This is a genomic window from Streptomyces sp. NPDC003077 (genome assembly GCF_040611095.1).
GTDB lineage: Bacteria > Actinomycetota > Actinomycetes > Streptomycetales > Streptomycetaceae > Streptomyces.
In genome coordinates this window covers 35,530-56,446 of the sequence record NZ_JBEXNM010000034.1, presented here as the reverse complement: position 1 = coordinate 56,446, position 20,917 = coordinate 35,530, and the positions used below count along the sequence as shown (strand labels likewise).

Here is a 20,917-nt window from a genome sequence, read left to right as displayed (position 1 = left end):
CCGGTGGGACTCGTCAAAGAACTGCTGCTGCTCCCGGCCGCCCCCATCCGCGGGACCGGCTGGGTGCTGCGGCAGGTACTGACCGAGGCGGAGCGGCACTACTACGACCCCTCCGCCGTCCAGCAGGAGCTGCGGCGGCTGGCAGAGCGGCTGGACAACGGCGAGATCGACGAGGCCGAGTTCGACCGGCGTGAGGACGAGCTGCTGGACCGGCTGGAGGCCGCCCGCACCCGGCAGATGCCGCAGGAGCGGGACGCCGCGGCCCCCGAACACCCGGACGGCGAACGGCGGTAGGCAGGCAGGCGGCCCGCCGGCAGGACGGAGGCGGAAGCACGGCGGGCCGCGGACGGACCGTGACGAGGAGCGAACGAGGAGAAGGAGCGCATCGAGATGACGAACCGGCTGGCACTGGCGCTGGCCGTGGCCGGAGGTTACGTACTGGGCCGCACGAAGAAGGCCAAGCTCGCCATCGGCATCGGCGGAATGGTCCTGGGCAAGCGTCTGCAACTCAGTCCGCAGCAGGTGATCGGACTGGTCAACGACAAGATCGCGGCCAACCCCCAGCTCGGCGAGATCCGCGACCAACTGCGCGGTGACCTCAAGGGCGTGGGCAAGGCCGCCACCGGCGCGCTGGTGACCCGGCGCCTCGACTCCCTCGCGGACCGTCTGCACGAACGGACGGAGGACGTGCGGGATCGCCTGTCGGCGGACGGGTCGGTGGGTGACGCGGTACGGGGTGCCGCATCCGGCACGGGGCTCGACAAGGTCACGAGGGGTTCCGGGTCGACCAAGTCTTCGGGCTCGTCCAAGTCTTCCGGCTCGTCCGGCTCGTCCGGCTCGTCGGGCTCGTCGGGCTCGTCGGGCGATGAGGACGACGAGGTCCTGGAGGCGCGGGAGGACGAGGACGTCCAAGAAGAGGACGCGGACACCGGCGATGACGACGCCCGGGACGAGGACGACGGCGCCGCCCGGGGCAGGGCGCGGTCCGCGCGCCGTTCGGCCACGTCGGCGGGGGCGGAACAGCGCTCCCGGGCGGGCCGGAAGACCGGGTCCGGCACGAAGAAGCCCGCCTCCTCCGGCTCGGCCAAGAGGACCGGCCCGGCGGGGAAGCGGACGGGCTCCGCGTCCCGCGGCTCGGGGTCGTCGGGCGGATCCGACCGCTCGTCCGATGGGGACGACTCGGGCCGCTCGAACAGTGCGGACGGCTCGGGCGGCTCGGGCACCGGCCGGAAGACCGCTTCGGTCGCGGCGAACGCCAAGAAGACCGCCCGCAAGACGGCGTCCCGGCGCACCGGAGGTGCGGACGATGACTGACACCGGCAAGCAGGGTTCCCCCGTCGGCTCGCTCAAGGAGAGCCTCGTCGGCAGCCCCGCCGCCGAACGGCTCAAGGAGGAGGCGACCGCGTTCGCCGCGGCCCAGGCGGAACGCCTGCTGGTCGCCACCGGCCGGCGGCTCGGCCGGGCGACCGCCTCCCTCCAGGACATCGCCGACGGCAACAGCCCGGGATTCACCGAACTCGCCCGGCGCGGCGGCAAGAAGCTCGCCGAGGGCAAGGGCCCGCTCCGGGCGGCCGTCGAGGCCGGCGCGAGCACCGTCAAGGACAAGGTGAAAGGCCAGGTCAAGGACCGGGCCAAGGAGGCGTTCGCGGGCCTGCGCGGCGGGCGCAAGGGAGGCGGCGGCAAGGGCAGGTTCGTCACCATCATCGAGGACACCGACGTCGGGGTCCCGGTGCGCGAGGCGTACGACCAGTGGACGCAGTTCCAGGAGTTCGGCACCTTCGCCAAGGGTGTGCAGGGCGTGGAGTCCGCGGACGACACCTCGTCCCAGTGGCGGACCAAGATCTTCTGGTCCTCCCGGAGCTGGCGGGCCACCACCACCGAACAGGTGCCGGACCAGCGGATCGCCTGGACCTCCGAGGGCGCCAAGGGCACCACGAAGGGCGTGGTCACCTTCCACCCGCTGGGCGAGAACCTGACCAAGGTGCTGCTGGTGCTGGAGTACCACCCCAAGGGTCTGTTCGAGAAGACCGGCAACCTCTGGCGCGCCCAGGGCCGCCGCGCCCGGCTCGACCTCAAGCACTACCGCCGCTTCGTGATGCTGCGCGGCGAGGCGACCGGCGCGTGGCGCGGCGAGATCCGGGACGGCGAGGTGGTCGTCAGCCACGAGGAGGCCGTCGAACGGGAGAACCAGGTCAAGGAGACCGAGGGGAAGGACAAGCACACGCCCGCCCCGGAGCCGTCCGAGGACGCGGACGCGCGTGCGGACGAGGGCGCGACCGGCGAGGAGGACGACCGGGAAGAAAACGCGCCCGCTGACGACGCCGGCCGGGACGACGCGATCGCCGAGGACGAGCAACGCGAGGACTCGACCGCTGACGACGAGCAGCGCGAGGGCACGACTGCCGAGGACTCGACCGCTGACGACGATGACGAGCGGTATGAGGACGAGACCGAGAGCGACGACGCGTACGCGGACGAGGCCGACGACGAGCCCTACGACGAGAGCGGCGACAAGGACGACCGGTACGACGACGAGTACGACGACGAGCCCGCCTACGAAGAGGAACCCGCCTACGAGGAGGACGAGGACGAGGTGGCGGAAGCGGAGTACGAGGACGAGCCCGAGCCGGAGCACGCCCGGTGACGTCCCAGATCCCGTCGGCCTACGGCTCGTCCAACGGCGGCGCCAACCTCGCCGACATCCTCGAACGCGTCCTGGACAAGGGTGTCGTCATCGCCGGCGACATCCGCGTCAACCTCCTCGACATCGAGCTGCTCACCATCAAGCTCCGGCTGATCGTGGCCTCCGTCGAGCGCGCCGAGGAGATGGGCATCGACTGGTGGCGCGACGACCCCAGCCTCTCGTCGGGAGCCAGGCGCCGCGAACTCGCCGAGGAGAACGACCGGTTGCGCGCCCGCATCGCCGCCCTCGAAGAACGCGAACAGCTACCGGAACAGGGACGGGGACGCGAGCAGCTACCGGAACAGGAACGCGAACAACTGCCGGAACGGGAACGGGAACGCGAGCAACTCCCGGAGCGGAAACGGGAACGCGGACGTGAGCGGAGAGAGGAGCCGGAGTGACGATGTCGCGGGGACGCGCCCCCGAAACGGACCGGCAGCACCAGCGGGCCCGGCCTTCCGGGGCGGTGACGCCGGGGCGCCTGCTGTATACGTACGCCGTCGCGCGCGCGGGCAGTAGCCCGCCGGACGCGCTGCTCGGCGTGGCGGACGCGCCCGTGCACACCGTCACCGAGGGCGGCCTCACCGCCCTCGTCTCCGAAGTGCCCGCCGCCGACTTCGAGGAGGCGGCGCTGCGCACGCGCTTGGAGGACCTGGCCTGGCTGGAACGGACGGCCCGCGCGCACCGGAGCGTGGTGGACGCGGCGGCGGCGCTGTTCTGCGTGCTGCCGCTGCGGCTGGTCACCGTGCACCGCGACGCGGACGGGGTGCGCGCCGCGCTGTCCGCCCGCGCCGGGAACTTCTCCCGTGCGCTGGCCGCCCTCGACGGCCGCGCGGAGTGGGGCGTCAAGGCGTACGCCTCGCAGGAGCAGCCGCCGTCGGGGAACGGCACCACGGCACGGGAGCGCCGACCCGCCGACCGGGACCCCGCCACCCGGCGGCCTGACGCGCCACCGGCCGGCTCCGAACCCCCCGGACCGCCCTCCGGCACCCCCACCGGCTCCGGCCGGGACTTCCTGCGGCGGCGGCTCGCCCAGCGGCGGGCCCGGGAGGAGTCCGAGCAGCGCGCGGACGCACTGGTCCGGGCGGCTCACGCGGAGCTGGACCGGTTCGCCGAGCGCAGCACGCTGCACCGGCCGCAGGACGCGCGGCTGTCCGGTGTGCCGGACCGCAACCTCCTCAACGGCGCGTACCTGCTGCCCCGCGAGCGCGCGGGCGCCTTCGCCGCGCTGGTGGGCGAGCTGGACGAGCGGTCCCCCGGCGTCCGGTTCGAACTGACCGGCCCGTGGGCCCCGTACTCCTTCGCCCAGCCCCCGGAACCGGCCGACCGGGGCGCCACCGACCCGACCCCGACCCTCACGGACGCCCCATGACCCATCCCGCCACCCCACCCGCCGCTCCCGGACTCCCCCAGCGCCGGATCGCCCTCGTCGACCTGCTCGACCGGCTGCTCGCGGGCGGCGCGGTCATCGCCGGGGACCTCACCCTGCGGATCGCGGACGTGGACCTCGTACGGATCGACCTGCGCGCATTGATCAGCTCGGTGAGCGCCCAGGTCCCCTCACCCTTCGACGACTCCGACGGGATCGACGGCATCGACGACACGATCGCCATCAGCGACACGACCGACATCAGCGACATCAGCGGCACCGATGTCATCAGAGACGGCCACCTGTCCGTCCGCACCGGCGAGTCAAACGACGAGGCCGCCGGGTCCGGAGCGCTCGGCGCGCTGACGGCCGGCGTTTGCGAGGAGCGGCCGTCATGACCCACCGGATCGAGCTGGACCAGGACACCGTGGAGCGCGACCTCGTACGGCTCGTCCTGACCGTCGTGGAACTGCTGCACCAGCTCATGGAGCGGCAGGCGCTGCGCCGCGTCGAGCAGGGAGATCTGAGCGAGGAGCAAGAGGAGCGGATCGGTCTGACGCTGATGCTGCTGGAACGGCGGATGGACGAACTGTGCGCGCGCTACGGGCTCGATCCCTCCGAACTCAACCTCGATCTCGGCCCGTTGGGCCCGTTGCTGCCCACCGAGAGCGAATAGGCCGGGCGGTCGGGCAACAGGACCGGCACGTCGGGCAATTGACCGGTACGGCGGACAACCGGACGACGCCCCCTCGCGCGCGGCGCGCCCGGCGAGCATCATGTGCTGAGCCGAACCCGGCACACGCTTGACCTGATCGCGTACGTCCTTGGCTGTTGCAAAAAACGACCCCGGTCGTCAGGAAGACGACCCCGGTCGTGAAGACGACCGGCTGTTGGCTGACGAGGTGGCGGATGGGTACGGACACAGCGACGACGAGCTCCCGGCGGGTGGTGGCGCACCGCCCGGGAGCGGTGGTGGTGAGCTGGCTGACGACCACCGACCACAAGAAGATCGGCCACCTCTACCTGATCACTTCGTTCGGGTTTTTCCTGATCGGCGGGGTGCTGGCGCTGCTGATGCGGGCCGAACTGGCGCGGCCCGGCCTGCAGATCATGACGAACGAGGAGTTCAACCAGGCGTTCACCGTGCACGGCACGATCATGCTGCTGCTGTTCGCCACCCCGGCGTTCGCCGGGTTCGCGAACGAGATCATGCCGCTGCAGATCGGTTCGCCGGACGTGGCGTTCCCCCGGCTGAACATGCTCTCCTACTGGCTGTTCCTCTTCGGCGGCCTGATCGTGATCGGCAGCCTGATCGTGCCGACGGGCGCCGCCAACTTCGGCTGGACGGCATACGCCCCGCTCAGCTCCATGGTCCGCTCCCCCGGCATCGGCGCCGACATGTGGATCATGGGGCTGGCGCTGTCCGGTTTCGGCACCATCCTGGGCGCGGTCAACTTCCTCACCACGATCATCGGCATGCGGGCGCCCGGCATGACGATGTTCCGGATGCCGGTCTTCACCTGGAACGTACTGTTCACCTCGATCCTCGTGCTGATCGCCTTCCCGGTGCTGGCGGCCTCGCTGCTGGCGCTGGAGGCCGACCGGCGGTTCGGGGCGGTGGTGTTCGAGGCGCAGTGGGGCGGGGCGCTGCTGTGGCAGCACCTGTTCTGGTTCTTCGGGCATCCGGAGGTCTACATCATCGCGCTGCCGTTCTTCGGCATCATCACGGAGATCATCCCGGTCTTCGCGCGGAAACCGATCTTCGGGTACGTGATGCTGATCGGCGCGACGATGGCCATCACGGGACTGTCGGTGGTGGTGTGGGCGCACCACATGTTCGCGACGGGCGCGGTGCTGCTGCCGTTCTTCTCGTTCATGTCGTTCCTGATCGCGGTGCCGACGGGCGTGAAGTTCTTCAACTGGATCGGCACGATGTGGCGCGGCTCGCTGTCCTTCGAGACGCCCATGCTGTGGGCGACCGGCTTCCTGGTGAGCTTCCTGTTCGGCGGGCTGACCGGCGTCATCCTGGCCTCGCCACCGCTGGACTTCCAGGTCACCGACTCCTACTTCGTCGTCGCCCACTTCCATTACGTCGTCTTCGGCACGGTCGTCTTCGCGACGTTCGCGGGCTTCTACTTCTGGTGGCCGAAGTTCACCGGCAGGATGCTGGACGAACGGCTCGGAAAGATCCACTTCTGGACGCTGTTCATCGGCTTCCACACCACCTTCCTCGTGCAGCACTGGCTGGGCGTGGCGGGGATGCCGCGCCGGATCGCGGACTACCTGGCCGCGGACGGGTTCACGGCGCTGAACACCATCTCGTCCATCGGGGCGTTCCTGCTGGGCATGTCCACGCTGCCGTTCCTCTACAACGTCTGGAAGACGGCGAAGTACGGCACGAAGGTCGAGTCCGACGACCCGTGGGGCTTCGGCCGCTCCCTGGAGTGGGCGACCTCCTGTCCCCCGCCCCGGCACAACTTCGTGACCCTCCCGCGCATCCGGTCCGAATCCCCCGCCTTCGACCTCCACCACCCGGTGATCACTCGGGTCGCCAAGGCCGCGGAGGAGGGGGAGGAGGAGCAGCCGGCGGGGGCCGAGGGGCGTGCGCCGGGAGGGGGACCGGGACCGGCGGCGGGGGACGGTGGGCCGTCGAGCGGGGCTTCTTGATCCGCCGATCGGGCGGGTTGATCCGCTGATCGGACGGGCGTCGGGGGTGCCGTGGGAGTCGCGCGTCCGCGCCCGGTCGAGGGCGGTCGGCCGAGTGAGTCGAGTCGGTCGGCCGAGTCAAGGGCCGTTAAGGGCGGTCGGCCGAGTCGGCCGAGTTGTCGAGGGCAGTCGGAAGCCCCCGGCGGTGTGCTGTGCCGGGGGCCGAGTGGACGGATGAACGGGTTCACGCGGGCGTTGCGTGTCGCGGCGGACGGTGCGCGGAGTCACGCCGCGTCGTGCGGCGAACTCCGCGCCCGCCCCTACGCGATGGGCCCGCGCCGGAGAGCAGGCGGAGCGGTCGTGCCGAGGTCTCCGACATGCCCGGAAGCCTGGCAGCCCTTGCGGACAGCCATGGTCCTGAGCCGACCACGGAGCACGTCGCTACCAGCGGTACCAGCGTGCGCGACTGCCCCCGGCACTGGACCGGAGCAGGAAGCCGAGCAGCCACACGACGAGCACGGCGATCGCCACCCACCACAGCGCCTTGAGCGCGAAGCCCGCGCCGAAGAGGATCAGCGCGAGAAGCAGTACCAAAAGAACAGGAACCATGTTGTTCGCACCTCCGCGACTCCGGGTTCCCCAAGTGCCCCGACCTATGCCATTCGGGTGACGGGGACATGGGCTGAAGTGCCGGAAACGCGTCAGGGCGTCGGGGCGGGTCCTCGTGCGCGCTCCACGCCCTCGCCGGCACGCGTGCGCCGCGTCCGCCCCTGGTCGCGGCTTCAGTGGGGCTGGGTCCCCATGACCCGGATCCCCAGGTTGTTGTCCATGGTGTAGTACGGGCCGACGCGCAGCACACCCGACGGCGAACCGACCGGGAGCACCGGGCAGGGGGCGCCCTGCCGGTCCGGCACGTCGCGCAGCAGGCGGGCGAGGCGGACCGGTTCGGCGTCCGCGGCGGCCCTGACCCACAGGTCCCACCGCTGGACACCGTCCTCCCAACGGTCGACCAGCGGCCCGTACGGCAGGGTGAAGGTGAAGTCCGGGCCGTGCCCCGTCACGGGGACCGTGACATGGGCGCGCCCGTCGCCGGGGGTGCCGGCCGGGGAATCGTCGGAATCGCCGCCGTGCGAAGGGGCGCTCGCGGTCCCGTCCGGTGTCTGGAGATCGTCCAGCGCCCCGTGCGGCAGCCCTCGGCCATCCGCCGCCCCATGACCGTCCGCCCCTCGGCCGTCCGCCGCCCCGTGACCGTCCGGCTCCTGGTGCGCGCGGGCCTCGGCGACCGCGCCGGGCGCGAGCACCGCGCCGTACAGCCGGCCCGTCACCGTCAGGCCGCGCGGCTCGGCGAGGAGGTCGCCCGCCTCCGCGTGCGGGCCGCGGACCCAGCTCCGCAGCGCGAGGCCGCCGTGCCGGTTCGCGTACGGGATGCGCACGCCGAGCCGGCCGATGCCGGCCAGCGGGCCGCGGTCCACCAGGGAGTGCAGGTCGTTGGCGCCGAGCAGCAGGCGCTGCGGGGCGCAGCCGTCGCCGAAGTCGGCGAACGCGTTCCAGTGGCCCTCGGCGAGCGCGACCGTGCTGGGCAGCACGGCCCGCAGCCGCCCGGTGCCGTCCGGGCCCAGCGGCAGCCGCACCTCCTCCTCGGCCGCGTCGCCCGTCCCGTCGCCCCCTGGTCGCAGCACCAGCGCCGCGCTCCACAGCGACTCGGCCGCGAGAGGGGCGGTGATGTCGAAGGTCAGGCCGCCCGCGGAGTCCGCGATGCAGTCGGCCCTCAGCTCCGGTGCCCCGACCATCGCCACCCCCTACGCACCCCTTCTCTTGAATTTCTTCCGTGTCTCGCCGGGCGTCGGCGCCCGGACCGAGGTCTCCCCCAGGGGCCGAGGGCGCACATCGTCGCTCGCCCTCGGCATGCTTACCGAACGGATAGATCAGGGCGAGAGGTTCCAGGTTGGGACCTATAGCCAACTTGTGCCGAAAGCGTTAGGACATCGGAAGCGAAAAGCTGGAACTCTCGTCTTGTTCTTCCTCTTCCGCCCCGTTCATCCCTTAGAGATCATGATTCTCAGAGCCACCAGAGCCACCAAGGCCATCAGGCCCCTCAGGATCCTCGCAGCGGGATGATTCGCGAGCCTCGGGGCCTCAGTGCCTCAAGGCCGGACGGTCCCCGGACTTCGCGATCTCACGCCTTCGCGATCTCACGGCCTCACGGCCGGTAAGGCAACTGCGGCACCGTGAAGCAGTTGCGGTCCATGTCGCCGCCCTGCGTGACCCAGCCGCCCTTCCCGCCGCGCGCCGCGTCCTGCCAGCGTGCCACCGACAGGCAGGTGCGCCGGGTGGCGGGCGGCCGTTCCATGGGGGTGAAGGAGGTGGGGACCAGCAGTCCGCGGGCGGTGTAGGGCGTGTCCCGGCCGAGGTACCGCTCGACGCACGCGCGGGTCGGGTCCGCGCCGCAGGACCGGGCCGCGTCGGCGAACCACATCGCCGCGGCCCACCCCTCCAGTTGCCACTGGGACAGCGGCCCGCTCCCCTTCCCGTACCGCGCCATGCCAGCCCGGAACTCGCGTACGGCGGGGTGCCCGGTGTCGTCGTAGTTGCGGCTGGAACCCGTCACCCACAGCGCGTTCCGGCATCCCGGCGCATCCTTGTAGTCCTCGGGGACGGAGTCCGACCAGTTCTGCACGTTGGTGACCTTCGCGGTCGGTTTCACGCCCGCCGCGTCCATCGCCGCGCAGAGCTGGGCGTTGCCGTGCGTGTCCATCGAGTCGAAGACCAGGTCGGTGTCCTGGTCGCGCAGGTCGGCGGCGACCGCGGCGAAGTTGGGCAGCGCGAAGTCCACCTGCTCGGTGACCACCTCGTACCCCTCGGCCTCCAGGCCGCGTACCACCAGCCGGGCGTACGCGGCGGACGCCGCCTGGTTGTAGGAGACGACGGCGGCGGTGCGGGCCCGCTGCGCGCGCTTGAAGTACCGGTAGACCTCGGTGCCGCCGTACAGCCGCCCGCCCCAGCCGGGTTCGTCACCGTTCCGGGGAGCCACGCTGCCGTAGATCCCGTACAGGTGCGGATAGGTCTCGTACGCGGACCCGATGGGCTGTCCCCCGATGTCGGGCACGCCCGCGTCGCTCACCCGGGGGGCACCCGCGTAGTCCAGCGCCGTGGTGGCGACGAGTGCGAACACCTTCCGCTCGGCCAGCAGCCGGTGCACGCACTCGTTGTTGCCGATGCCGCTGCCTCCGTCGTCGCAGGTGACGACCTCCACCGGGCGGCCGTTGACGCCACCGCGGGCGTTGAGCGCGGCGAAGTACGCCCGCGCGCCGTCCCGCGGCCCGGTGAACGCCTGGCCGCCGACGGGGCTGGTGGCACTGCTGATGATGCCGACCGTGATCGGCGGGGGCGCGGCGCCGGTGGGAGGGGGCCCTTCGCGGTGTTCGAAGTCGCTCTCGGGCAGCCTGCTGCCGCATGCGGTGACGAGGACGAGCAGCAGCGCGAGGAGGACGGGGAGGGCGTAGCCACGGGCGGGCGCGAAACCGCGCGCGGGCGCCGTGGTCCCCAGCGTGGCCCCCGACGCGGCGCGGCGGGCGGGCCCGGCCTTCCGGCCGGTGGGAACGGACGGGGTCCCCCGGCCGGTCGGAGCGGACAGGGCTCTTCGGCCGGTGGAGGCGCGCCCTCCGCTCGTCATCTCAGCAGCCCGGCACCTTGACGCCGTTGTCACTCATGTTCACCAGGCCGCAGAGCGTCTTGAGCGACACCTTCCACACCCCGTTCTGGAGGACGGTGACGCCCTTGGCGTTGGGGAGCGCGGTGGTGCCGTTCAGGGTGAGGGTGTACGTGACGTCACCCTCGGTCGGCGAGGTGAACGTCACCTTGGTCACCCGGGACGCGACCTGCCCGCCGCGTTTGTCCCCGTTGAACGCCTCCAGGAGCAGCTTGAGGTCCTCACCGTTCTGGAGGTACTTCGCCTTCTGGTCGTTGGACAGGGACGGGTCGAAGAACTTCTCCCAGTTCTCCCTGACCTGCCGTTCGGCGGCGGCCGGGTCGGCCGGGCCGTTGCCGCCCGGCGTGGCGGAGCCTTCCGGGGCGCCCGTGCCGCCGCCGGTGGTCGCCACACCCGTCGGCGTCGACCGCTCACCGTCCCCGCCGCCCCCGTCCCCGCAGCCCGCCGTCCCGACCGCCACCAGCAGCGCCGCCGCCACGATCAACGGAGCCCGGCGCGCCCGTCCCCCTAGGGCCTTCATCCCCACCACCGCCTGATATCGGTCCCGGCTGAGTTCCCCGAATTTCCTGTATGTGCTGTGCTTCCGAGTTTCCGAGCGGTCCGCGAACCGGGCTCTGGGAACGTTCCGGGGTCTGCCCTTCTCCCTGGCCACGGTGCGGTCTCACGCCGGTACCCCGGCCGCACCCCCGTTCGTCCGCGCGCCATATCCACGGACGGCGCCCGCGCGTCCCATGGCTGCCTTACGGCCGCCCCACAGGGCATAGTGCAACTGTTCGCCGGATGCCGCGAGGGGGCCCGATGCGCCAGGCGCGAATACGGTTCGGGGCACGATTCGCCCAATGGGGCGGCTGGGCGGCGCTGGCGGGCGGGGCGGTGCTGTGCGTCATCGGGTGGTACGGCGTCTCCGGCGAACGGTTCGCCGAGCGCCAGGTGCCCTACCTCGCGTCCTGCTCGATCCCCGGCGCCGCGCTGATCATCGCGGGCGCGGTGCTGGTGGCCCGGGGTGACCAGGGCCTGGCGGCGGCGCGCGTCGAGGAGTTGTACGGGCTGCTCGTCGCGTACGACCCGGAGGCGGGCGAGCGGAAGGCGGGCGAGCGGAAGGGGAAAGCGGGCGGCACGGGGGACGACGTCGCTGCCACCGCCTCCTCCGGGGCCCCACCCCGGGAAGCTCCGGAGCCGCTGCTGCGGGTGCCCGGCGGAACGCTGCTGCACCGACCGGGCTGTCCGCTCATCGCGGGGAAGCCGGACGCCGTACCGGTGACGCCCGGCGATCCGGCCACCGGAACGGCCGGGACACACCGCCGCCTGATGCCGTGCCCGGTCTGTGAACCGTCACCGCCGTCACCAGGTGAAGGCCACCCCACCGCGAGCACCCCCGGCGGCCCCGGCCCGGTCCATCCCTCCGGCCCCACTGGCTCTACCGATCCCACGGGCCCGACCGATCCCACGGGCCCGACCGATCCCACGGGCCCGACCGATCCCACGGGCCCTACCGATCCCGCTCGTCCCTCCGGCCCCTGACGGACGTCCGACGATGGACTCCCTCACATACGACCTCACCCTCGCCGGGCTGGCCGTGGGCAGCGCCGCCGCGCTCACCGGCATCGGGCTGATCGTCACCTACCGGGCCACCGGCGTCCTGAACTTCGCGCACGGCGCCATCGCCATGGTCTGCGCCTACGCCCTGCGGCACCTGGCCGTCGAATGGGACTGGCCGCTGCCGCTCGCCGCCGCGGCGACCCTCCTCCTGCTCGCCCCCGGCCTCGGCCTCCTCCTGGACGTGACGGTCTTCCGTCCGCTGTCCGTGCTCGGCGCCGGGCCCGCGCGCACCCTCGTCGCCTCGCTCGGGGTGTTCGTGCTGCTGGTCGGCGGGGCGGTGCTGCTGTGGGGGCCGGGGGCGCGCGCGGACGCGCCCGCGCTGCTGCCCGACGACCCCTGGGCGCAGCTCGGCACGGCCGTCGCGCTGGCCACGGGCGTCACGGCCGTCACCCGCTGGACGCGCTTCGGGCGCGAGCTGCGCGCCGTCGTGGACAACCGGCCGCTGGCCGTGCTCGGCGGCATCGACGCCGACCGCGTCGCGGCGGCCGGCTGGGCCTTCGGCTCGTTCACCGCGGGGGTGACCGGCGTCCTGCTGGCGCCGCTGCTGCGGCTGGACCCGTACGGGCTTCCGTTGCTGGTCATGGAGGTGATGGCGGTCGCGGTGGCGGCGGGGCTGCGGAGCCTGCCGGTGGCGGTGGGCGTGGCGCTGGCGGTCGGCGTCGCCCAGAGCCAGCTCACCCGGCTGCACCCCCAGGGCACTCTGGAACCCCTCCTCCAGGCTGTCAGCGCCAATCTCTTCGTCGTCGCCCTGCTGGTCGCGGCCCTGACGCCGCGTCCGCTCCGCACCACGACGCACCGCGACAGCGCCCCGCTCGGCCGGGGCCGGCTGCCCGACCGGGACGGCCGGGCGTGGGTCGTCTGCGGCATCCTCTTCCTCCTCCCGCTGGGGCTGGCCGGCAGCGACCTGCACGTCTCCATGCAGGTGCCGGCCCTGGGGGTGGTCCTGCTCTCCCTGGTCGTGGTCACCGGGCGCGGCGGTCAGATCTCGCTGGGGCAGGCCGCGTACGCGGGGCTGGGGGCGCTGTTCACGGCCTTGCTGGCGGCCGGGCGGTTCCCGGGGTTCGGCCGGGTGCCCGAACTGCCCGCGCTGCTGCTGTCCGTCCTCCTGGTCGCCCCGCTCGGACTGCTCACCGGCTGGCCCGCCATCCGCCGCCGCGGCCTCGCGCTGGCGCTCGCCACCCTCGCCTTCGGCGTCGCGGTCAGCCGCTTCGTCTTCGCCCAGCCGTACGCCACGTCCGGGCTGTCCCTCGGACGCCCGGCCGGCTTCGCCGCCGACCGCGTCTACTACCTGCTGGAACTGGCGCTGTTCGGCCTCGCGCTGCTCTGCGCGGCGGCGCTGCGCCGCGGCCGTACGGGGCGCGCGCTCGCCGCCATGCGCGACCACGAGGCGGGGGCGGCGGCGGCCGGCGTACCGGTGCCGGCGCTCAAGCTGACGGCGTTCGTGGCCGGGGCGGCGCTGGCCGCGCTCGGCGGCGGGATGCTCGGGATGGCGCTGCGCGCCTTCGACCCGGCGTCGTACGACCCGGTGCGCGGCCTGCTGTGGTTCGCGGCCGTGCTGGTCCTGGGCGCCGACAGCCTGCTCGGCGCGCCGACCGCGGCGGCGCTGCTGGTGGGCCTGGACGCGGGCGCGCGGGGCGGCGCCGCGGCGGCGGTCATCGGCGTCCTCGCCGTCCTCTCCGGCCGCCTCCCGAACGGCCCGTACGAGGCACTGCGCGCCGCCGTCGGCCGCCTCACCGCGCCCCGGACCGCACGGCTGACACCCCTCGGCGTCCGCGCACAGGAACGGATGGCGATGACGATCACGGGCGGGGGCCTCCAGGACGTCCAAGGCGGGAAGGAGGGCGGGAGCACCAAGCGGCCAGGCGGCGGGGGCTGCCGGGGCGACCAAGGCGGAAGCGAGGGCGGAAGCGCCAAGCGGCCGGGCGGCCGGGACCGGGACGGCAGCGAGAACCGGCGCGCCAAGGACCCGGGCGCCGGAACCGGCCGGGGCCGGGACGCGTTACGGAACGGGCTACGTAGCAGCGTCGGCCCCCACCGGCTCTCCTCAACCCCCCACGCCCCCGCCACGCCCACCCCCAAGCCCACGCCCCCACCCCCCGTCAGGGCCCCCGTCAGGATGCCCGTCGCACCGTCCGTCATCCGCCGTGCCACCGCCGACGGACGCCTCACGGCCCGCCACATCCGGGCCCACTACGAAGGCTTCACCGCACTGGACGGCGTGGACCTGGCGGTGGCGCCCGGCCGGATCACCGCGCTCATCGGCCCCAACGGCGCGGGCAAGAGCACCCTGTTCCACTGCCTGTGCGGCACCCTGCGCCCCACCTCCGGCCGGGTGGTGCTCGGCGGGACGGACATCACCCGGCGGCCCGCGCACGCCCGCGCCCGCCTCGGCCTGGCCCGCACCTTCCAGCAACTGGCGGTGTTCGAGGGGATGAGCGTGGAGGAGAACGTCCGGGTCGGCGCCGAGCAGGGCGGCGTACGGCACCCGAAGGCCGCCACCGACCACGCGCTGCGCCTGCTCGCCCTGGACGGACCGCTGCGCTCGGTCCGCGCCGCCGGGCTGGACACCGGCACCCTGCGCCGCGTCGAACTGGCCCGCGCCCTGGCCGGCCGCCCGCGCACCCTCCTCCTGGACGAGCCAGCCGCCGGGCTGGACGGCGCGGAGGCCGCCGCGCTCGCGCACGTCCTGCGCGCCCTGGCGGCGGAGGGCACCGCGCTGCTGATCGTGGAGCACGACCTCGACCTGGTCGCCGGGCTCGCAGACACTGTCTACGTGCTGGCGGCCGGCCGGATCACGGCATCGGGCCCGGCCACCCGCGTCCTCGCGGCCCCTGGGACCGTCCTGCCATGACCGCCGATACCACCCTCCGCGCTCCCCACGTCCTCGCCGACCCGGAGGCCGCCCTCCCATGACCGCCGACATCCTGCGCCAAGCCACCCGCGCCCTCACCAGCCCGGGAACCGTCCTCCCATGACCGCCGACATCCCCCGCCGCGCCGCCCGCGACCTCACGGCCCCGAAAACTGCTCTCCCATGACCATCGCCATCGCCCTCCGCGCCGCCCGCGTCCACTACGGGCCCCTGGAAGCCCTGCACGGCATCGACCTGTTCGTCCCGGCCGCCCGGTTGACCGTCCTCCTCGGCCGCAACGGTTCCGGCCGCACCACCGTCCTGCGCGCCCTGGCCGGAACGGTTCCGCTCACGTCCGGCAGCGTGCTGTGGCGCGGCACCGACATCACCGGCACCCCGGCCCACGTCCGCGCCCGCCGGGGACTGACCCTCGTCCCGGACCAGGGCGCCGTCTTCGGCTCGCTGCCGGTCGCCGACCAGCTCTCCCTCGCCTCCCCGGACGGCACGTACGCCGCCGCCCTGGACGCCTACCCGGCCCTGCGCCCGCTGCTGCCCCGCCGGGCGAGCACGCTCTCCGGCGGCGAGCAGCGGATGCTCGCCGTCGCCCGGGCCCTGCTCTCCCCCGCCCGCCTGCTCCTCCTGGACGAGCCGACGCAGGGCATGTCCCCCGCCACGGCGGCCCGCACGCACGCCCTCCTCGCCTCCGCCACGGCCGCCCCCGGACCGCCCGACGGCGCCGGCCCCGGCCGCACCGTCCTCCTCGCCGAGCAGTCCTTCCCGCCCTCCCTGCGCCGGGCCGCCACCCTCGTGTACGAGCTGCGCCGCGGCACCGTGGTCTTCGCCGGCGAACCGGGCGAGATCGAACGAGGAGAAGCCCAACGAAGAGAAGCCCCACGAGGAGAAGCCCAACCGGGGGAAGCGGGGAACGGGAGCGACGACAAGACCTGACACCCCGCGGCCCTCGCCATCTCCACCCGACCGCGACCCCGCCCCCGATCCCCACCTCACCTCACCGCGTCCGCACCCCCTGGCCGCTCCCCCCTCAGCTGATAACGCCGCGAGCAGTGCGGCCAGGCGCGCCAGCCCTGTTGCTCCTGGACCCGGCGCCCGACCGCGATCTGTTCCTCGCGGGTGGCCAGATCGGCCCGTGGCGCGAACGCCAGCCCGCCGTACTGCTCCCAGGTGGACTGCTGGAACTGCAGGCCGCCGTAGTAGTCGTTGCCCGTGTTGGCGTGCCAGTCGCCGCTGCTCTCGCACTCGGCGAGGCAGTTCCACGGCCCCTGCGCCCCGGCACAGCCGAACGGGACCCGTCCCGGCTGCGGTACGGCGGCGTCGGCGTCCCCCGCGCCGGCCGTTCCCCAGGCGAGGAACGCCACGAGGAGCGCCACGAGCGCCGCCGGGAGCGGACTCCTTCGGCGCGCTCCCCGTACCGGTGTCAGCAAATGGTGAGACATGGCAGGACACGCTAAGCAAAAACGTTCTTCCGATGAACACCGCTCCCGCCGACGCGCCGGTGTCCCACCCGGTCGATGCAACATCCGGGTGGGACACCTCGAAAACGCGCCGCATGTCCGGGAACGACGGTGGGCGCTCACCCGGAACGCGTCAGCGCCACCGGCACCCGGCCCCGGCCGGGGCCCGGTCCAGACCGGCCCAGGCCCCGGCCCGGCTCACACCACGAGCCGCTGACCCGGGACGATCACGTGGGGGTTGCCGCCCACGACCGCCCGGTTGACCGCGTACAGCTGGCGCCAGCCGACCCCGCGTGCCGCGGCGATCCGGCTCAGCGTGTCGCCCGGCCGCACGACGTACGTGCCGCCCTTCCGCACCTGCCCGCGATCGGCGCGCCAGGTGGGGCCCCAGGTCTTCTTCCGTACCTCGCCGGACGCCTGTCCGCGTCCGTTCCCGTACGACTGGCGACCGTTCTTGTACGTCTTTCGCTTGCTCTCGTACGCCTTCGGTGCGGCGGGGGCGCTGCCGTACGCTCCGGCGCGGGCCGAACAGGTGGGCCAGGCACCCCAACCCTGGCTGGCCTGGACCCGGGTGGCCACGGCGATCTGCTGCGCCCGGCTGGCCCGGTCCGCGGTCGGCGCGTAGGCCGTACCGCCGTGGGCCCGCCAGGTACTGGGGCTGAACTGGAGTCCGCCGTAATAGCCGTTGCCGGTGTTGATGCTCCAGTTGCCGCCGCTCTCGCAGCGGGCGATGCGGTCCCACACTCCACCATCCGCCGCTCGCGCGGGTTCCGCGGTGGCGGTCAGCAGCGCGAGGGGGGCCGCCAGAGCCGCCCCGGCCAGCACTGCGATGTCACGACGTATGAAGCCCTTCGAAAGAGGCATGGAATCCCTCTCCGCGGACCCGGGGTTCCCCCTTGAAGAGGGCGCGGCGCGGACGCGTCCATGCGTCCGCGGGCCACGCCGACCCGCCCGCCGCGGGCCGTGCGGTACGGCGCCGGCCCGGCTGGGCGGCGCGGTTCCCCGCACGCGGTCACTCGTCAAGCGTTCGCTCGTGCGTGACCGTTTCTGTCTCGTTCACATCCCCGCATTGATGCTGCTGCACTCGATCGCAGTCGAACTCTCGTGCACAGACTTGCCTTTATGGCTCTTGATGTGGACGGCGGGCGTCCCCGGGCGGTGCTCGGTGCACACGGCCGGAGAATGTAGGGAGCCTTGTGCCCCGTTTTCAACCGAAGCGGCGTCTTTCCAGGCCAGTTACCGGTTACCAGAGGTATCAGCGTTTTCCGGACACGCTTTTCATCCGTTCATTTCCGTATTTACCACCCCGGCCCTTCATAGTTATGTGACCCACCTCACCATTCCAACATGTGTGTGGGACACACGGACTGGCAGGGAGTGAGGGGTTCCGGCCCTCGCCTCACCCTGCGCGACGAATGGAGCGATCCCTTCCCCCGGCACGCGTGACCCTGGCCACAGATCGCCCGTTGTCTCCTTACGAGTCGGGAACCACCCGGCATTCCCACCGGACCGAGGAGCCACCCGTGCCCCGCATGCTCGACGTCAGCAACGACGTTCGCGCCGAGATCGGCGACGAGGAAGCCGACCGCCTGCTGGCCGGTGACAACGCCCCCGGCAACTACGACTGCACGTCCTGCCGCGGCCCCGGCAACAGCGACCGGGAGCGCACCAGCACCGTTCTGTTCATCGGCGAGGAGACGGCGGTGCTCGCGTTCGCCCACGCGGCGTGCATCCCGTCCCAGGTCGTCCCGGTCTCCGAGGAACAGCTCCAAGGAGCTGTGCGCTCGATCACCGGCGAGGACCCCGTCCCGTCCGCCGCGCCGCAGGGCCCCCTGGCCCCACCGCTCGACCCGCCCGCTCCCTCCGGCCCCGGGCACGCCACCCTGGGCGTCACCTGCGGCCTGGTCCTGGTCGCGGACGACCTCCGGCCCGCCCTCGTCGTCGAACCGGGCGGCCCGATCACCCGCCCCGGCGCCACCGGCCCCGGGGACGACTTCCTCCCGCTGCTCATCGAGCAGGGCTTCCTGCCGGTGACGGACATGGCCACGCTGCCCGCCGTCAACACGGGGTGGTCGGTGCTGGTGGCCATGGGCCGGCTGCACGCGATCCTCCAGCCGGGCGTGCTCGGCGGACCCCAGACCGCCTGGTGGCAGGCCCACCAGCCGCTCGCCGTCACGGAGGGGTGGCGCACCGCGGCGAGCAAGACGCGGACGGTGCTGGTCTACGCGGCCCCGGCGGGTTCGGTCGGGCACCAGCCCCGGGAGGACCTGATGCGCCAGGCCCTGGAGAAGGCCGTCGCCGAGGGCACCCTCGTCGCCGCGTCGATGCCCCTCGCGGGCACCTGAGCGGACGCCGCGACGCAGGACCGGCGAAGACACCCCGACGCGGAACCGGCGAAGACACCCGCCGGGATCCGCCCGGAAAAACCGCCCGCCCCCGACCGTCCGGCGACGACGGCCCGCCATCGGGCCCCGCTGCCGGACGCCCACCTCCCGCAACCGGCCCGTACCCCCTACGCCCGCCTCCGTACGGGCCCCCGTGTGATCACCGTATTCCGGGCCGAGCCCGCATCCCGCGCGGCACGGGGTCGTTGGCACAGACGTGCACACCTACGAACCTCCGCCCCGCGTCCCCTCTCCCCAGCCCATCCCCGGCATGCGTCCGTCCTACGACGTACGGGCGTCGGTGACGATCCCGCCACCGCCCACCGAACCCCGCCGCTCGGCCACGCCGATCTTCGACGCGCTGTACGCGGAGTACCGCCGCTCCTTCCGCGCGCTGCCCGGGGACCGCACGGGCGAGGAGGAGCTGAGTTCGGAGGCGCTGCGCGGCATCTGGCGGCGGACGACCCGTTCGACCGGTGACTGGGAGCTGGTGGGCCGGCTGCCGCACCGGCCGCAGCACGCCAGGGCCCGTGTCCCGGCGGCGCTGCCGCCCGGCGGCGACTGGTCCGCGGAGCAGTGAGCGGCGGGGCCGTCCGCCACCGCCGCTCACCTGCCCGGCCCCTTCTTCCGGATTCTTCCGGAAGCGGGTCCTGCTTCTTCTCTCTGATGCCTCGCGGAAGCGGGGCCTACTTCTTCTTGCTGGTGCCGCGCTTCTCGCGCACCCGCACCGAGATGTGGATGGGCGTCCCCTCGAAGCCGAACTCCTCGCGCAGCCGGCGCTCGATGAAGCGGCGGTAGCCCGCCTCCAGGAAGCCGGAGGCGAAGAGCACGAAGCGCGGCGGCTTGGTGCCCGCCTGGGTGCCGAAGAGGATGCGCGGCTGCTTGCCGCCCCGGATCGGGTGCGGGTTGGCCGCGACGAGCTCGCCGAGGAAGGCGTTCAGCCGTCCCGTCGGGATCCGCGTCTCCCAGCCGGCCAGCGCGGTCTCGATCGCCGGCACCAGCTTCTCCATGTGCCGGCCGGTGCGCGCCGAGACGTTGACCCGCATCGCCCACGGGACCTGCACGAGGTCGCGCTCGATCTCCCGCTCCAGGTAGAAGCGGCGCTCCTCGTCCAGCGTGTCCCACTTGTTGTACGCGATGACCAGCGCCCGGCCGGCCTCCACCGCCATGGTGATGATCCGCTGGTCCTGGACGCTGATGGACTCGCTCGCGTCGATGAGGACGACGGCGACCTCGGCCTTCTCCACGGCCGCCGCGGTGCGCAGCGAGGCGTAGTAGTCGGCGCCGGCCTGGAGGTGCACGCGGCGGCGGATGCCGGCGGTGTCGATGAACTTCCAGGTCTTGCCGCCGAGCTCGATCAGCTCGTCGACCGGGTCGCGGGTGGTGCCGGCCAGCTCGTTGACGACCACCCGCTCCTCGCGGGCGACCTTGTTGAGCAGGGACGACTTGCCGACGTTCGGGCGGCCGATCAGCGCGACCCGGCGCGGGCCGCCGACGGCCGTGCCGCCGTAGGTCATCTCGGGGGCCTCGGGCAGCGCGTCCAGCGCGGCGTCCAGCATGTCGCCGGTGCCGCGGCCGTGCAGCGCGGAGACCGGGTGCGGCTCGCCGAGGCCGAGGGACCACAGCATGGCGGCGTCGGCCTCGCCGGAGGGGCCGTCGACCTTGTTGGCGGCCAGCACGACGGGCTTGCCCGCGCGGCGCAGCAGCTTGACTACGGCCTCGTCGGTGTCGGTGGCGCCGACCTTGGCGTCCACGACGAAGATCACCGCGTCGGCGGCGTCGATCGCGAACTCGGCCTGCATGGCGACCGAGGCGTCGATGCCCAGGACGTCCTGCTCCCAGCCGCCGGTGTCCACGACCTTGAAGCGGCGGCCGTTCCAGTCGGCCTCGTAGGTGACGCGGTCGCGGGTGACGCCGGGCCGGTCCTCGACGACGGCCTCGCGGCGGCCGATGATGCGGTTCACCAGAGTCGACTTGCCGACATTCGGGCGGCCGACGACGGCGAGGACGGGGAGCGGACCGTGGCCGGCCGCGGCAATGTCGCCCTCGACCTCCTCCAGGTCGAAGCCCTCCTGCGCGGCGAGCTCCATGAACTCCGAGTACTCGGCGTCGTCAAGCGCGCCGTGCCCGTCGCCGGTGGGGATCTGGTCGTTCATGAAGTCCGTTCCTCGTTCACGCAGTCGGTTCGCGGCTACCGCCGCGTGT

At 73.0% G+C, this 20,917-nt stretch carries 18 protein-coding genes and 3 pseudogenes; 13 read left to right on the top strand and 8 right to left on the bottom strand.

What is annotated here, in order from left to right:
- Window positions 1–3: 3 nt before the first annotated feature.
- The 8 genes and pseudogenes from ABZX96_RS22285 (at window position 4) to ctaD (ending at window position 6,719) form a co-directional block, all read left to right on the top strand.
- Entirely contained in the window at window positions 4–294 is a 291-nt protein-coding gene (locus tag ABZX96_RS22285) for a gas vesicle protein GvpG (protein ID WP_355547022.1), read from the top strand.
- A gap of 96 nt (window positions 295–390) precedes the next feature.
- Window positions 391–1,314 carry a DNA primase gene (locus tag ABZX96_RS22280; RefSeq protein WP_355547020.1) on the top strand — a complete coding sequence of 308 codons (924 nt, stop codon included), beginning with the start codon at window positions 391–393 and terminating at the stop codon, window positions 1,312–1,314.
- Window positions 1,307–2,644: an SRPBCC family protein gene (locus ABZX96_RS22275; protein WP_355547018.1), complete on the top strand. Its 1,338-nt coding sequence runs from the start codon at window positions 1,307–1,309 to the stop codon at window positions 2,642–2,644. Before ABZX96_RS22280 ends, ABZX96_RS22275 begins: the two co-directional genes overlap by 8 nt.
- A complete protein-coding gene (gvpJ, locus tag ABZX96_RS22270; RefSeq protein ID WP_355547016.1) occupies window positions 2,641–3,084 on the top strand; it encodes a gas vesicle protein GvpJ in 444 nt (147 codons plus the stop codon). Before ABZX96_RS22275 ends, gvpJ begins: the two co-directional genes overlap by 4 nt.
- Before the next feature lie 2 nt (window positions 3,085–3,086).
- A complete protein-coding gene (locus ABZX96_RS22265) occupies window positions 3,087–4,055 on the top strand; it encodes a GvpL/GvpF family gas vesicle protein (RefSeq protein ID WP_355547084.1) in 969 nt (322 codons plus the stop codon).
- A pseudogene (locus ABZX96_RS22260) lies at window positions 4,052–4,255 on the top strand (gas vesicle protein); the annotation flags it as partial. The gene ABZX96_RS22265 and the pseudogene ABZX96_RS22260, both read left to right, overlap by 4 nt.
- A 191-nt stretch (window positions 4,256–4,446) precedes the next feature.
- Window positions 4,447–4,728, top strand: coding sequence for a gas vesicle protein K (locus ABZX96_RS22255; protein ID WP_355547014.1), 282 nt, complete (start codon window positions 4,447–4,449; stop codon window positions 4,726–4,728).
- 233 nt (window positions 4,729–4,961) lie between these two features.
- Entirely contained in the window at window positions 4,962–6,719 is a 1,758-nt protein-coding gene (gene ctaD / locus ABZX96_RS22250; protein ID WP_355547012.1) for a cytochrome c oxidase subunit I, read from the top strand.
- A gap of 210 nt (window positions 6,720–6,929) precedes the next feature.
- Here ctaD and ABZX96_RS22245 read toward each other — a convergent pair.
- The 5 genes and pseudogenes from ABZX96_RS22245 to ABZX96_RS22225 all read right to left on the bottom strand — a co-directional run.
- Window positions 6,930–7,077 (bottom strand): annotated as a pseudogene (locus ABZX96_RS22245) (DNA-binding transcriptional regulator); the annotation flags it as partial.
- Window positions 7,078–7,139: 62 nt separating this feature from the next.
- A complete protein-coding gene (locus ABZX96_RS22240) occupies window positions 7,140–7,307 on the bottom strand; it encodes a hydrophobic protein (protein WP_355547010.1) in 168 nt (55 codons plus the stop codon).
- A 173-nt stretch (window positions 7,308–7,480) separates the two neighbouring features.
- Complete coding sequence (locus ABZX96_RS22235; protein WP_355547008.1) at window positions 7,481–8,488, bottom strand: hypothetical protein; 1,008 nt, start codon at window positions 8,486–8,488, stop codon at window positions 7,481–7,483.
- 410 nt (window positions 8,489–8,898) lie between these two features.
- The gene (locus ABZX96_RS22230; RefSeq protein ID WP_355547006.1) at window positions 8,899–10,371 is read right to left on the bottom strand and encodes an ABC transporter substrate-binding protein; all 1,473 of its coding nucleotides are present in this window, start codon (window positions 10,369–10,371) and stop codon (window positions 8,899–8,901) included.
- A gap of 1 nt (window position 10,372) precedes the next feature.
- Complete coding sequence (locus ABZX96_RS22225) at window positions 10,373–10,927, bottom strand: hypothetical protein (protein WP_355547004.1); 555 nt, start codon at window positions 10,925–10,927, stop codon at window positions 10,373–10,375.
- 278 nt (window positions 10,928–11,205) lie between these two features.
- Between ABZX96_RS22225 and ABZX96_RS22220 the strand changes: the two are divergent.
- The 3 genes and pseudogenes from ABZX96_RS22220 to ABZX96_RS22210 all read left to right on the top strand — a co-directional run.
- Window positions 11,206–11,667 (top strand): annotated as a pseudogene (locus ABZX96_RS22220) (hypothetical protein); the annotation flags it as partial.
- A gap of 274 nt (window positions 11,668–11,941) precedes the next feature.
- Window positions 11,942–14,857: an ATP-binding cassette domain-containing protein gene (locus tag ABZX96_RS22215; RefSeq protein WP_355547002.1), complete on the top strand. Its 2,916-nt coding sequence runs from the start codon at window positions 11,942–11,944 to the stop codon at window positions 14,855–14,857.
- Between the two features lie 182 nt (window positions 14,858–15,039).
- Window positions 15,040–15,804, top strand: a complete 765-nt coding sequence (locus tag ABZX96_RS22210; RefSeq protein WP_355547000.1) for an ATP-binding cassette domain-containing protein — start codon at window positions 15,040–15,042, stop codon at window positions 15,802–15,804.
- 56 nt (window positions 15,805–15,860) lie between these two features.
- Here the strand turns inward: ABZX96_RS22210 and ABZX96_RS22205 are convergent, their stop codons facing one another.
- On the bottom strand, window positions 15,861–16,310 hold the full coding sequence (locus tag ABZX96_RS22205) for a transglycosylase family protein (protein WP_355546998.1): 450 nt from the start codon (window positions 16,308–16,310) through the stop codon (window positions 15,861–15,863).
- A gap of 216 nt (window positions 16,311–16,526) precedes the next feature.
- On the bottom strand, window positions 16,527–17,192 hold the full coding sequence (locus ABZX96_RS22200) for a transglycosylase family protein (protein ID WP_355546996.1): 666 nt from the start codon (window positions 17,190–17,192) through the stop codon (window positions 16,527–16,529).
- Window positions 17,193–17,851: 659 nt separating this feature from the next.
- Between ABZX96_RS22200 and ABZX96_RS22195 the strand changes: the two genes are divergently transcribed.
- Window positions 17,852–18,673: a hypothetical protein gene (locus ABZX96_RS22195; RefSeq protein ID WP_355546994.1), complete on the top strand. Its 822-nt coding sequence runs from the start codon at window positions 17,852–17,854 to the stop codon at window positions 18,671–18,673.
- Window positions 18,674–18,983: 310 nt separating this feature from the next.
- Window positions 18,984–19,292, top strand: a complete 309-nt coding sequence (locus tag ABZX96_RS22190) for a hypothetical protein (protein ID WP_355546992.1) — start codon at window positions 18,984–18,986, stop codon at window positions 19,290–19,292.
- Between the two features lie 106 nt (window positions 19,293–19,398).
- Here the strand turns inward: ABZX96_RS22190 and der are convergent, their stop codons facing one another.
- Window positions 19,399–20,868, bottom strand: coding sequence for a ribosome biogenesis GTPase Der (der, locus tag ABZX96_RS22185; RefSeq protein ID WP_355546990.1), 1,470 nt, complete (start codon window positions 20,866–20,868; stop codon window positions 19,399–19,401).
- Window positions 20,869–20,917 lie beyond the last annotated feature (49 nt).